Here is a 12,398-nt window from a genome sequence, read left to right as displayed (position 1 = left end):
TGACATCCCCCGGCGGTCCTGGACGCGGAGGCTTCCGCGCCGAAGGGCGAAGGACCTGATCCGCGTTGAACTAGTCTTCTGGGTCAGGAATTCTATTCAGATATGAGGCGAGGCGTTCAAGGATCTCGTCTGCGGTCATGGTCAAGACGTAGGGCTTGGGGTCGGTGTTCCAGGCTGCGATCCAGGTTCGGATGTCCTTCTCCAGAGCCTGGACGGTCTTGTGGACGCCTCGCCGTATCCGCTTGTTCGTCAGCTCGGCGAACCATCGCTCCACAAGGTTGAGCCAGGACGATCCGGTGGGTGTGAAACGCAGGTGGAACCGGGGGTGTGCCAGCAGCCAGGTCTTGATGGCCGGGGTTTTGTGGGTGGCGTAATTGTCCAGCACGAGATGGATGTCGAGGCCGGCCGGTACTTCCCGGTCGGGCTTGGTGAGGAACTTCTTGAACCCCTCGGCCCGATGGCGGCGGTGCAGGGGCCCGATGACCTTGCCGGTGGCCACCTCCAGAGCGGCGAACAGCGTGGTGGTGCCGGCGCGGATGTAGTCATGTGTGACGCGTGGCGGCGCTTCGGGCGTCATCGGCAGCACCGGCTGCGAGCGGTCCACTGCCTGGATCTGCGACTTCTCGTCCACGCAGAAGACCAGGGCCCGCTCCGGCGGGTCCAGATAGAGGCCGACGACGTCGTGGACCTTGTCGATGAAATACGGATCTGTCGACAGCTTGAACGTCTCCGACCGGTGCGGCTGCAGGCCGAACGCGCGCCAGACCCGTGACACAGTCGACTGCGACAGACTCAGTTCCTTGGCCATTGAGCGCGTCGACCAGTGCGTCGCGTTCTTCGTGGCGTGTCGGGTCGAAGGGATGCCATAACCGCCATGCCTTCTCAGCGAGCGGCTGCACGGCCTACCAGCATGCGCGGGTCTTGCCCGTCGAGGAGGTCCCCACCAGGACCACGATGCCGCTGTGTCCCTCCGCGGCCTCCGCTACCACGTCGGACAGCACCTGATCATGCTCGCGTCGCACGTACCCAGGCAGTACCCGCACGCCGACGGCGCCCGACGTGCTCTGGCCGGGGCCGGCTGGGTGGTCGTGCGGCTCCCACTGCCCGATCGGCCGGCCCGGCCCCGGCACGTCGGCTGACGCCGCACCGGTTTCCTCGGCCGCGGTCCGCCTCAACTCCAGCAGCTCGACCACCGGCAGTTTCAGTGCACGGGCCAGCAGAGTCACCGTGTCCACCGATGGCACGCCTCCGCGGGGCGAGAGTGCCTTCGAAACTGTCCCGCGCCCGACACCGGCGTTCCTGGCGAGTTGCGTCTGATCCAGGCGGGCGAGAGCCCGTCCCTCATCGAGTCTCCTGCGCAGTTCGGCCTGCGCGGGACTGCGGTGATCCTGCTCGTCGTGCATGTGATGGCCCCCGGGGTGGTGTGTGCGCCCGTGTTCATCTTCGTCCCCGTGAACCATGGCGCACAGTTTCGCGAGCTTCATCCCTGTCAACATCCATCGAGTCCGGGGAGTCCGTCGTGACCGTCGCCATCGTCCTTCTCGCGGCCGCTGTCGCTGTCATCGTCGCGCTGCTGTCCGCCGTCGGCGCCGGCACGCTAGCCCGTATCGACGGCGCGACCTGGCCGACGGCCTTCACTCGCGCGGCCAAGGCCTTCGCCGCCGCTCTCGCCCTCGCCGCCGCCGCGGCTCTTTCCCCCTTCCTCACCTGACGACCAGCCCACCTCCATCTCTGAAGACCCACTGGCTTAATTCACGGGTTGTGGTTCTGGCCAACTTCTGTGCTTGTTCCTTACCCTCCGGCCATTACGCAGCGTGACGGGCGGCCGCTGGCTCGGGTAACGCCGAGATGGATCAACAGGGCCATGAGCTGTTCTTGAAGTACTGGCGAGGCAGGCGAAGGCGTCTGGCGGCGCTGACCATGATGTGTGTCAGCCGTGACGAGCACACTTGGCGCCGCGCGACCAACGTCGCCGCGGCCAACATGCTGCTGATGGCGGGAGGCCTGCTTCACGAGACATCGTCGACCGTGACCCCGTCCGCTACGGACAACCATCGGCATGGACCGTCTTCGGTACCCCCGCCGCGCTGATGACCGGATCTTCGCTGAGATCGCCGGCTGCTTCAGCGCCTCCGGAGCACGATGCTCTGGTGCTACGCCGGCGCAGGTCGAAGCGGCAGCCAGGTTCGGGTTCCAGGCCGGCACGGCCATTCAGCTGAGCGACGACCTCGGCGACGTCTGGAATGACAAGGAACGCCACAGCGACGGGTTGTCGGACATTCGGGAACGCCGGGTCACGGCTGCGGTGGCCTACGCACTCCAGCATGAAGGTGCCGCACAAGAGCAGCTCAGGGCCTACTACCAGGCTACCCGCCACGAGACCGAAACCTTCGTCCGGGACGCGTGTGCGGACTTTCAGCACCAGTGACCCAAGCTGACGCGGACCGGTCAGGCCACGTCAGGCGGCCTGGCCGGAGCCCTCGGTGTTCATGTTCTCGTCGCGGACCTGGGTGAAGTCGACGGCCAGCGACCGCTACAAGGAGCGGAACACCGTCGAGCGCCTGATCAACAAGCTGAAGGCCCGGCGAGCCGAGGCGTCGCCACTCGATACGACAAACGCCCGAGAGCTACCTCGCCGGCCTCCACCTCCGCGCCGCCATGATCTGGGCCACGGACCTCACCCGAACCAGCCCTTGATCACGACCGAATACGCCCCTAGGCGCCGGTGGTCAAGACCTCGTATACGTACTTCGCCATGTCCAGGCCACGCGGCTTCGCCACGGAGGGCGCGGGCGTGCCTGTGGTGGTCTGCATCTCGTAGGACACCTGCACGAGCAGGTTGTCGATGCGGAACATCACGTGGGCGTACCCGTAGTCGGCGCCCGTCGGGTTGGATATGCAGAGGTCGTCCGCGAAGTCGTGGAGCCGCACGGCGTTCCCGTAGAAGGAGCCCGAGCGCTCCTTTTCGAAGGCCGCCGATCCGAAGGTGCCGGACGAGAAACGGAAGGTGTGGACGCTGACGTCCGCGGCCCAGGGGTAGTTGTACCAGTAACCTTCCGTGCTCCACCGGCAGTCATGTGACTCCGTGATACCGGCGAAGAGGCTGGCGCCGGCCGCCCAGTTGTCTTCCTTGCCGGTGTCCATACTGGGAATGACCGCGCCGGCCCGGCTGCCCACCTTGACGCAGAACTCGGGAATCTTGTCGTACCGTGCGATGACCGTCGGCGTCGGGCTCGGGGTGTGGGTCGGGCTGGGGCTCGGGGTGGTGCTCGTGCTGGGAGTCGGGGAGGGGCTGGCAGGGGAACTCGCCCGGCTCGGCTGCTCTCCGGCGTTTCCGCGGCCGTGCCAGAGCGCGAACGGGAGAGCGGTGAGGGCTGCGAGCAGGAGGGGCGCCGCGAAAGCCACGGCCCTCCTGTGCTTTCGAGCCGGTCCGCTCGGCGGGTCAGCCGCCTCGGCGGGGAGCTCCTTCGTCCGCGGGCCGTCCTCCTGCGGCGCGATCTCGATCGTCGCAGCGGCGGTGCGTAGCCCCGTTTCGGCGCCGGCCGCGTCCAGGCGCAGGGCGGGATCGCGCGTCAGCAGGCCCGCGATGGTCGGCGCCAGCGCCCCGGCGCGCGTCATCGGCTCCGGGGCGCGGGTCATGACCGCCGCGAGCGCGGCTGCCACGTTGTCGGCGGCATACGCCGGTCGGCCTTCGACGGCGAAGTAGAGCGTGGCGCCCAGAGACCACAGATCGGCCTCCGGGCCCGGCTCGGATCCGGCCAGCCGTTCCGGGGCGACATAGCCGGCGGTGCCCCGCAGGGCCTCCGTCTGGGGCGCGGTGGCGTGGGCGACCGACGCGATTCCGAAGTCGGTGAGCACCGGTCGGCCCTTGTCGTCGAGCAAGATGTTCTGCGGCTTGATGTCGAGGTGCAGAACCCCCTCGTCGTGCGCCGCCGACAGCGCCTCGAGTAAGCGCGTGCCGAACTCGGCGGCCCGCTGCGGACTCAGCGGGCCGTTGGCGGCGACCTCCTGGTCGAGCGTGCGCCCCGCGATGAAGCGCATGACGATCCACGGCTGGCCGTCCTCCTCGAGGACGTCGTGCACCGCGACGATGCCCGGGTGCTCGAGGCGGGCGATCGCCCTGGCCTCGCGCAGCGCGCGCGTCCGCAGCCTGGCCTGTTCCTCGGCGCCGAGGCCATCCGGCAGGTGGAGCGCCTTGACCGCGACCGTGCGGTGCAGCTTCCGGTCGTACCCTCGCCAGACGGAGCCCATCCCGCCCGTGCCGATCGGATCGATCTCCAGCACATATCGACCGTCGGCGAGGCTCCGTCGTCCGCTCACGGTCAGATCGTATAACGACCTGTAAAACAAAGTGAGTTGCGGGGGCTGAGGGTGACGACCGGAGTCAGGGTCCCCGTCGGCGATGCGCGCCGGTACCGGCGATCGGCGAGCCACCGCCACACCGGCGCGCGGGGATCCGGCGGAAGAGGAGCGGCGGCGCGCCGTAAGCGTTCGTCCGGCGGTCCGGGAGCCCTCGCGGGGGTCATCGCGCGCGGACGAACCCCGCTCCGGGGCGTTCCCGCCGGGTCGGGCTCAGCCCAGGCTGCCCTGGAGGACGGGCCATGCGCTTCATGAACGTGGCGTCCTTGGCGAGGGTGGTGCCGAAGGCCTCGTTGACGCGCGCGGCACCCGCCTGCTTCAGCGCGAAGTCCGTGGATCCCACCGTGACCTCGAACGTGGTCAGGCCCGTCGGGCGGCCACTGACGGTTCCGGGCGCCAGAGGGTATGCGGCGTCGGCTCGTGATCCCACCTGCGTCGCCTGCCCCGGCCGTGTCGTCTGGGGTGTCGCACTCATGGCGCCCAGCGGGGGTTTCGCCGGACAGCTTTGTTACGTCGAGCCGGCACCCGTCCTTGACGACCAGGGAGATGCCGCCCTCCATGTCCAGCTTGCCCTGGAAGGTCGAGCTCATCGACCCGGACACCTTGCGTACGGCGTTCATGGCATCGGTGGGGAAGCAGTCGACGTGCCCGCCCGTGACGCTGCCGACCCGTACGTCGGCGGCAACGGCATATGAGGCCGCACTCACCCTGAGCATGGCGCCGTCCTCGCGGATCCGGCGAGAGAGAGTGGGAGACGTGCGGCACCTGGAAGACGGGCGGCTCGGCGGTGCTGATGGGCTCCGCGACCGCGGGGGCCGACCTGGGTGTCGAGTTCCCCGACGGCGGATTTCCCGAGCAAGTGGTCGTGCCCCTGCCCTCGGCACGTGGACGGTGCGTGCAGTCCACACCCGGCCCGGCGAGCGCGCGTCCGTGGGTTTGGTCCAGTTGCCGCCCACCGCCGGTACCTGACTGTCAGTGGCGTCGAGTACGTTCGTGCTGGGCGTTCGGCACCCGACGGATCCGGCGCCGGGGATCGGGAGCCGTGAACTCCGCGGCGGCGCGGGGCAAGCCCTCCCTCCCCTGCCCGCCCACCGGAAGGACTCCGTCCAGTGCCCGACCCCGACCTCCCGTTCCCCACCGTCACGCAGTACGCCAGCCCGGACCTCATCGCCGCGATCGTCTACGACGGCCACGACCAGGGAGCCGATCCCCGCTGGGCCGAGAGCGGGGCTCCAGACGCCGAGACCTACCGCACCTGGTGCGGCCACATGTGCGGCATCGCCTGCCTGCGCATGGCCCTCCTGGCCCGCCACGGCGACGCGCCCAGCCTGTTCGAACTCCTCGACGGAGCACGGACGTACGGGGCGTACACCGAGGACACGGACACCGGAGCGATCCGGGGCCTGATCTACGCCCCGTTCGCCCGGTACGTACAGGACGTCCACCGCCTGCACGCCCAGGTCCACCCCACCCTGCCCGTGCCGGACCTCCTGGCCCTGCTCGACTCCGGCCGGCTGGTGATGGCCTCGGTGCACCGGGAGATCCGCCGGCCCGAGAACCCGGCCCCCGGCAAGGGCGGGCACCTCGTGCTCGTCACCGGCCGCCGGGGCGACACCGTCCACTTCCGCAACCCGTCCGGCCACACCGACCGGACCCGCACCGCGAGCCTGCCCGTCGCCGCCTTCGCCGGGTTCTTCGCCGGCCGCGGAGTGTCCCTGGCCTGAGCGGGGGAACGGCGCGCGGACGGGGCGTTGTCGGTGGCGCCTGGCAGGATGACGTCAACGTCAACGTCGATATCGCCGCGACGGGCAGCGGGCGACGTGCACGCGACGGAGGGGGCACAGATGAGGGGTCTTGACGTCGTCAGGTTCGCGGACCGGGGGCGCAGCGTGTCGGTGGAACTGGAGGACGTGGCGGGCGGCGGACGCCACGAAGGCCGGCACGAGGCCGAGATCGTGATCGAGACCGGCTTCGTCGGCGCGCGCCTGCCGGTGCACTTCACCGACTCCGACCTCGCGGACCTCACCGCGTTCATAGCCGCCCGCGCCGCCGCCGAGGAGGACGGCGCTCCGCCGGACGGCTCGGGCACCGACTGGCCCGGGGCGGGTCGCACCGCCTACCTGCGGCTGCGCGCCGCCGACCCGTTCGTGGTGGAAGTCCGCGACCCGGTGCAGAGCGGGGTGACGGTGACCGTGCCGCTGAACCTGCCCGACGGCTGGGCCACCCGCCGCCTCCCACCTGGACCGACTGCGCACCGCCCTCACCGACGGCCACTGACCCGGGCCGGGTGCGGAGCCTCGCCGGAGTACCAGGTCGTCCTCCCCGGGCCCCGGGCAGCGCGGCCGGCGGCTGCGCCACGACGCCAGGGTGCCCGGAACACCGGAATGCCGGAACGCCGCCTCCCCTCCCGTGCACCCCGTGCACCCCGTGCTCCCCGGGCGTACGGTCGGCTCGTGGCGGCCGACTACGACGTGGTGATCGTGGGCGGCGGGGCTGCCGGATGCGTGCTGGCGGCGCGGCTGAGCGAGGACCCCTCGACGCGGGTGCTCCTGCTGGAGGCCGGACCGGATTACGCGGAACTCCCCGCCGCGCTGCGCGACGGCTCCGGCCCCCATACGGCCTCGCACGACTGGGGCCTGTCCAGCGAGCCCGGCCCGGCCGGCCGGGCCCTCGCCCTGCCGCGGGGGAAGGTGATCGGCGGTTCCTCGACCACCAACGCGGCCTTCGCCCTGCGCGGTTCGCCGTACGACTTCGACGGCTGGGCGGCGCACGGCAACCCCGGCTGGGGCTGGGGGGACGTGCTGCCCTGGTTCGTCGCGGTCGAGACCGATCTGGACTTCGGCCACGAGTCGTACCACGGCGGCCACGGCCCGGTCCCCGTCCGCCGGTACACGGGCGGGGACCGCAGCGACATCGCCTCCGCCGGGCAGGCGGCGATCATGTCCGCGGGGGTGCCGGAGATCGCCGACCACAACGCCCCGGGCGCCGTGGGAGTGGGCCCGCTCCCGGTCAACGAGGTCGGCGGGGAGCGCCTCGGGGCGGCATCGACGTACCTGGCGGCGGCCCGGGCACGGCACGACCTCACCGTGCGCGGCGGGGCGCACGTCGCCTCGGTGCTCCTCGACCGCGGGCGCGCGACCGGAGTGCGCCTGGCCGACGGGGAGAACGTGCACAGCGATCGCGTGATCGTATCGGCCGGCACCTACTTCAGCCCGGCGATCCTCCTGCGGTCGGGGCTCCGCCCGGCCCACGAACTGCGCGCGCTGGGCATCGGACCGGTACTGGACCTGCCCGGCGTCGGACGCAACCTCGCCGACCACCCAGCGGTCTCGATCGATGTCGCCCACACCGGGACGGCACGCCCTCGGCACGCATTCCAACTCGTCGCTTGCACAGCAACCTGCACAGCGCACGGACCGGCGAACACCGCGGGCCGCCGGACCTCCAGCTGATCGTCGGCGGCCCGTTCGACGACCGGCCGCCCCGACCGGCCTGGCGGGTGGCGCGGGTGGAGCCGCTCGGCCCCGTATCCGCCGGCGTGGTGGGCGCGCCGGACGACGACGGCGACGAGGCGATCGAACGCTTCGTACGCACCCACGTGTGGACCTACCACCACCCGGTCGGCACCTGCGCCATGGGACCCGACCCGGCAGCCGGGGCGGTCGTCGACCCGGCCGGCCGGGTGCACGGAGTGGACAACCTGTGGGTGGTCGACGCGTCGATCATGCCGGACGTGCCGTCGACGAACACCCACCTCCCCACACTGATGCTCGCCGAACACATCGCGGCAACGCTACGGGGCGCACCACCAGCGACCGCCGGAACCGCCACCGTCCGAGGCATCGACAGGGGCACGCAGCGCACCTCCGGGAGCACGGGGGAGCCCCTTTGACCGCTGCCGGACCGGCCCCGCCGGTCAGCCCCGCGGGACCTTCTGGTCGAGCACCGTCCCGTGCACTGCGCGTAGGGGGCGGGGGTGTTCAAACCCGTCGTGTGCCCCCACTCGAAGGCCAGGGCCGCGAGAAAACGATCATGGCATCTGCGACGCGCACACCCGGTCCGCGGTTGCGTACGCCGCCGGGCGCCGCCCGTGATCCCAGGTACATGCTCCGGGGTGGTGCACGCCTCGTCCTGACCCCGCGTCGGTGCGCCGTCGACCCAGACGCTCCGCGTGTTGAAGGCGATGTCCCCTGCGCTCGCGGGCGTCCCCGCCAGCGTCACGACGGCCGTCGCCGCGGCCGCCACGGCCGCGAACCTGCATCCTGTGCGCTGCGCGCCCTGCGGCGCGGGGCACCTCCGGCATCCGACTGCGGGCGGTGTGCAACCGTTCCGCCGTCCCGTATGTCCCACCAGGTGGGAGCGACCGACTCCGATGACCAGTAGGGGGAAACATGAGGTTCACCCGTTCCGTCGTCACCACCACCGCAGTCGCCGCCCTGGCCCTGGGGGCCACGACCACGCTGGCGGCGCCCGCCTCCGCCGCCCCCAACACCACGCCGCAGAAGGTCTGCGGAAGCGCCTACAAGACCGTGAACTCGGCCGCCATCGGCTCGCTGGGCACCGTCTACCTGACGTACAACGCCTCGAACGGCAAGAACTGCGTCGCGACCATCCGCAACAACCCGGGTGCTGCCGTGGACATGGCTCTCTGGATCGAGGTCACCGGAACCTCGGAGCGGGGCGAGGACTTCGGCCGGTACACCTCGTACGCGGGCCCGGCCTACGTGTACGGCAAGGGCCACTGCGTCGACTGGGGCGGGGGCATCGGCAACGTGCACGTGCAGGTGTACGACTCCAACTGTGGCGCGCTCAAGGAGCACCGGGTCACCGAGGTCCGTTGACCCGAGCGCCTCCTGCGGTCGTCGGGCCGGGACCTGCGACCCGACGACCGCAGGGTCGGCCGCACCGTGTCGCCGTGCCCCGGACTCGGCAGCGGCGTCGGGCGACCGCGCCCCGCCGGACCTCACGGCAGGGGCGCGTGCCGGGCGAGACGCGGGCCCAGGAGCTCCTTCACGTGGGGCCAGTCCGCCCGGACGAGCGAGTACGTCGCCCAGTCGCGTACCCCGCCGTCGGCCGCCAGGAAGTGGGCCCTGCGGACGCCCTCGAACGGGGCTCCGATGCTCTCGATGGCGGCGCGCGAGCGCTCGTTGCGGACGTCGGCGTGCAGGGAGATCCGCTGCACGGCCCACTCGTCGAACGCGAGCGACAACAGCAGGAAGTTCGCCTCCGTGTTCATCCCGGTCCGTTGTGCCCAGGGGGCGAGCCGGGTGGATCCGATCTGTCCCGCGTCGGGTATCCCGTCCGGGTTGAGGTGCCCGGGGCGCGGCGGCCACACGCCCGCGTGCCGGTACTCCAGGTCTCGCAGCCTGCTGGTGCCGGCCACCCGGCCGTCGTGGGCGCTCCAGAGGGTGTAGGTGACGGCGAGCCCGGTTTCCCCGTCGGCGCGGGCGCGTTCGATGTACCGGTCGACGGCCGCGGCGTCGGCCGGAACACAGGTGAACCCGTAGGTGCCACGGTCTTCGGTGGCAGCGGCGAGAAGGCCCGGCGCGTGGTCGGGCGACATCGGCTCCAGGCGCACCAGGCGGCCGGAGAGGGGGGATGCTTCAGGCATGGCGTCATGATCACAGCCGTCCGGCGGGGCCCTCTCGGGAGGGTGGTACCGACCCGGGCCCCGACCGCTGACGGGCCCGAACCCGGGAGGGAGCACGCGGCGAGCGGTCGCGTCAGATCGCGGACCGGCGGCAGCGGTGATCGCCGACAGCGGCGTGGACAGCGCGGGAACTCCAGCTGCCGTCGCTACTGTGACGTCGGTGTCGAGTTCCCGTACACCGGTCGCTCGTATGAGCCCGTGCAGGCGCCGGCCCATGGCCGCGGACTCCACAAGTCGACCACGCGGAGCCGCGAGGGTGAGTGCCTCCGTGCACTCGGGAGGCCCCAGCTGGAGGTTTTCATGACGATCGACCGGGACCACGACAAGCCGTGGCTTCGCAAGCACGACGACCCGAGAGGCGGTCCCTTCCCGTCCGTCCCGGAGACCGTCTATCCGAAGTCTCTGGAGGAGCTGGTGGACCTGTGCCGTACCCGCCCGCACGGAGTCCGGTACAAGGCGGCAGGGAGTCACTGGGCGCTCTCCGACGCCGCCGTCAGTGACCATACCTTCATCGAGACGCACGATCCGCGGGGCAGGCGGCAGGTTCTCGGCAAGACGTTGCACCAAGTGGTGCCGGGGTGTCTGCACCCCGATCTGCTGGAGCGGATGAAGAGCCCGGAGTTCATCGACAGGTATGGCACCTTGTGCCACGTGGAATCCGGTAAGCGGATCTGTCAGCTGTACGCCGAGTTGGACCAGGTGGATCCCTGCACGGACGCGTCCACACTGGGCGGGTTCATGAAGAAGTACCACGGCGTGGATCACTTCGCCGGCCCCTGGGGGTTCGCGACTCTCGGGGGAGCCGGGGGCCAGACCATCGTCGGAGCCTTCAACACCGGTACCCACGGCGGAGACTTCGACCGTGGCCCCCTTTCCGACGCCATCAAGGCCATCCACCTCGTCGCCGATGGCGGCCGACAGTACTGGATCGAACGCGTCGACGAACGCTGGGCGCCCCAGCTCACTGACGACACGCTGCTCACCGCGTCGTACGATCGCCCGGAATACGGCGGACCCGACAACTTCACGATCATCCGCGAGGCCGACAACCACACGTTCAACGCAGTTCTGGTATCGGTCGGCCGCTTCGGAGTCATCTACTCCGTCGTGGTCCGCGCCCAGCCGCAGTACTCCCTGTGGGAGCGCCGACGTCTGCACCTGTGGCAGGACGTACGGCAGCAGATCGGGGACCGGGATGGCCCGCTCTACACGGACAGCGCCCCCGGGCACAGCGAAGCCCGGCAGCGGTTCCTGCAGATCGCCGTCTGTCTGACGCCTCACCTGAACTTCGGCCGCAATCTGGTCGGCGTCACCAAGCGCTGGCAGATGGATCTCGACGCGGCTCCCGAAGGCCATGCCCAACGGGTCGGCGCTCCGGTGAACGACCCGGCCGCCGAACAGCGCAATCAGGCACCGGTCTACCAGTTCGCCGGGCGCAGTTTCCCCTACACCCCGGACGAAGACCATCCGTACCGGTCCGCGGAGCCGAGCTTCCTCGACCGGGCCTGCGCGGACGGCAGCTTCCTCGAAGGCGTGCTGAAGCAGGCATGCAAAGAGGTCGAGGAATTCGTGGAGTCCCACGGAGCCGTCGTCGCCGCGGGGGTGGGCGCCATCGCCGCCGCAGGCGGAGCCGGGCTGCTGGCGCTGCTGCCGGCGCTGGCGCTCACCCTGCTCGTGCTCAAGGCGCTGCTGGACGCGTTCAACTCCGACGATCGTCTCGGGGAGCACCTGAACAACATCAAGAACGAGCTGCTCGACCCGTCCGAGCCCGATCCAGCGAAGCGGGCCGCCGGACTCTTCGCCTGGCAGCTGATCTCGTACAAGGTGTTCGAGGAGATGCAGGGCGACATGGAGTTCGGCGCCCGTAGCTACGCGGTGATGGACCGATGGAACTACCTAGACCGCAGCTGCGCGGTGAACGTCGACTCCGTCGAGGTCTTCTTCGACGCCATGGACGATCGACTGGTCGCATTCGTCGATGCCCTGATCGCCTTCGAGATCGACCAGGAGTTCCGCGGGAAGGCATGCATCGGCTGGGTGTCATTGCGCTTCACGGGCCGTTGCGAGGCGTTGCTCGGCATGCAGCAGCACGACACGACGTGCGCGATCGAGGTGGCCGGGCTCAAGGACGTGTCCGGCACCCAGGAGCTCATCGACTACGCGGTCCGGCTCGCGCTCAACCCCAACATGGGCGGCGTCCTGCACTGGGGTCAGCGCAACGACTCCACGAGCGCGGACGTCGAACGCCTCTTCGGCGACAAGAGCGACCCTGCCAACGGTCGGCTGGGGGCCTGGCGCAGGGAGCTCGCGGCGATCACGGATGGCAACCGCCTCGACGGATTCAGCAGCGAGTTCACCCGGCGCACCGGTCTCGAAGCGTGACCAGGAC

11 protein-coding genes and 1 pseudogene are annotated in these 12,398 nt (G+C 70.4%); 7 read left to right on the top strand and 5 right to left on the bottom strand.

Features of this window, described 5'->3' with window-relative positions:
- Nucleotides 1-70 precede the first annotated feature (70 nt).
- Nucleotides 71-934, bottom strand: a pseudogene (locus tag ABT403_RS13910) (IS630 family transposase); the annotation flags it as partial.
- Entirely contained in the window at nucleotides 903-1,403 is a 501-nt protein-coding gene (locus ABT403_RS13905; protein WP_425580117.1) for a helix-turn-helix transcriptional regulator, read from the bottom strand. The pseudogene ABT403_RS13910 and the gene ABT403_RS13905, both read right to left, overlap by 32 nt.
- A 116-nt stretch (nucleotides 1,404-1,519) precedes the next feature.
- Between ABT403_RS13905 and ABT403_RS13900 the strand changes: the two genes are divergently transcribed.
- Together ABT403_RS13900 and ABT403_RS13895 are read left to right on the top strand one after the other, a co-directional pair.
- A complete protein-coding gene (locus ABT403_RS13900; protein ID WP_344151889.1) occupies nucleotides 1,520-1,711 on the top strand; it encodes a hypothetical protein in 192 nt (63 codons plus the stop codon).
- 348 nt (nucleotides 1,712-2,059) lie between these two features.
- Nucleotides 2,060-2,428: a polyprenyl synthetase family protein gene (locus ABT403_RS13895; protein ID WP_344151886.1), complete on the top strand. Its 369-nt coding sequence runs from the start codon at nucleotides 2,060-2,062 to the stop codon at nucleotides 2,426-2,428.
- A 287-nt stretch (nucleotides 2,429-2,715) separates the two neighbouring features.
- On the opposite strand, the gene ABT403_RS13890 is transcribed toward ABT403_RS13895, so the two are convergent.
- Both ABT403_RS13890 and ABT403_RS13885 read right to left on the bottom strand, forming a co-directional pair.
- A complete protein-coding gene (locus ABT403_RS13890; protein ID WP_344151883.1) occupies nucleotides 2,716-4,284 on the bottom strand; it encodes a serine/threonine-protein kinase in 1,569 nt (522 codons plus the stop codon).
- 238 nt (nucleotides 4,285-4,522) lie between these two features.
- On the bottom strand, nucleotides 4,523-4,702 hold the full coding sequence (locus ABT403_RS13885) for a hypothetical protein (RefSeq protein ID WP_344151880.1): 180 nt from the start codon (nucleotides 4,700-4,702) through the stop codon (nucleotides 4,523-4,525).
- A gap of 766 nt (nucleotides 4,703-5,468) precedes the next feature.
- Here ABT403_RS13885 and ABT403_RS13880 point away from each other — a divergent pair.
- The 4 genes from ABT403_RS13880 to ABT403_RS13865 all read left to right on the top strand — a co-directional run bounded on the left by ABT403_RS13880 (nucleotide 5,469) and on the right by ABT403_RS13865 (nucleotide 9,200).
- Nucleotides 5,469-6,083 carry a cysteine peptidase family C39 domain-containing protein gene (locus ABT403_RS13880; protein WP_344151877.1) on the top strand — a complete coding sequence of 205 codons (615 nt, stop codon included), beginning with the start codon at nucleotides 5,469-5,471 and terminating at the stop codon, nucleotides 6,081-6,083.
- Nucleotides 6,084-6,203: 120 nt separating this feature from the next.
- On the top strand, nucleotides 6,204-7,811 hold the full coding sequence (locus ABT403_RS13875) for a DUF5959 family protein (protein WP_344151874.1): 1,608 nt from the start codon (nucleotides 6,204-6,206) through the stop codon (nucleotides 7,809-7,811).
- Entirely contained in the window at nucleotides 7,748-8,251 is a 504-nt protein-coding gene (locus tag ABT403_RS13870) for a GMC oxidoreductase (RefSeq protein WP_344151871.1), read from the top strand. The genes ABT403_RS13875 and ABT403_RS13870 overlap by 64 nt, the downstream gene beginning before the upstream one ends.
- A 499-nt stretch (nucleotides 8,252-8,750) precedes the next feature.
- The gene (locus ABT403_RS13865; protein ID WP_344151868.1) at nucleotides 8,751-9,200 is read left to right on the top strand and encodes a spore-associated protein; all 450 of its coding nucleotides are present in this window, start codon (nucleotides 8,751-8,753) and stop codon (nucleotides 9,198-9,200) included.
- Between the two features lie 122 nt (nucleotides 9,201-9,322).
- On the opposite strand, the gene ABT403_RS13860 is transcribed toward ABT403_RS13865, so the two are convergent.
- Complete coding sequence (locus ABT403_RS13860; RefSeq protein WP_344151865.1) at nucleotides 9,323-9,970, bottom strand: GNAT family N-acetyltransferase; 648 nt, start codon at nucleotides 9,968-9,970, stop codon at nucleotides 9,323-9,325.
- Between the two features lie 339 nt (nucleotides 9,971-10,309).
- On the opposite strand from ABT403_RS13860, the gene ABT403_RS13855 reads away from it, so the two are divergent.
- Entirely contained in the window at nucleotides 10,310-12,391 is a 2,082-nt protein-coding gene (locus tag ABT403_RS13855) for a hypothetical protein (RefSeq protein ID WP_344151862.1), read from the top strand.
- The last annotated feature ends 7 nt before the right edge of the window (nucleotides 12,392-12,398 follow it).

The sequence above is a fragment of the Streptomyces sp. NPDC000075 genome (assembly GCF_040301925.1).
Lineage (GTDB): Bacteria > Actinomycetota > Actinomycetes > Streptomycetales > Streptomycetaceae > Streptomyces > Streptomyces polychromogenes.
This window is presented reverse-complemented; position numbering and strand designations above follow the sequence as displayed.

Excerpts from the sequence above, each read along its gene's own strand:
- ABT403_RS13860 (WP_344151865.1), bottom strand. The coding sequence starts at position 9,970 with ATGCCTGAAGCATCCCCCCTCTCCGGCCGCCTGGTGCGCCTGGAGCCG.
- ABT403_RS13875 (WP_344151874.1), top strand. The coding sequence starts at position 6,204 with ATGAGGGGTCTTGACGTCGTCAGGTTCGCGGACCGGGGGCGCAGCGTG.
- ABT403_RS13905 (WP_425580117.1), bottom strand. The coding sequence starts at position 1,403 with ATGCACGACGAGCAGGATCACCGCAGTCCCGCGCAGGCCGAACTGCGC.
- ABT403_RS13865 (WP_344151868.1), top strand. The coding sequence starts at position 8,751 with ATGAGGTTCACCCGTTCCGTCGTCACCACCACCGCAGTCGCCGCCCTG.
- ABT403_RS13855 (WP_344151862.1), top strand. The coding sequence starts at position 10,310 with ATGACGATCGACCGGGACCACGACAAGCCGTGGCTTCGCAAGCACGAC.
- ABT403_RS13895 (WP_344151886.1), top strand. The coding sequence starts at position 2,060 with ATGGACCGTCTTCGGTACCCCCGCCGCGCTGATGACCGGATCTTCGCT.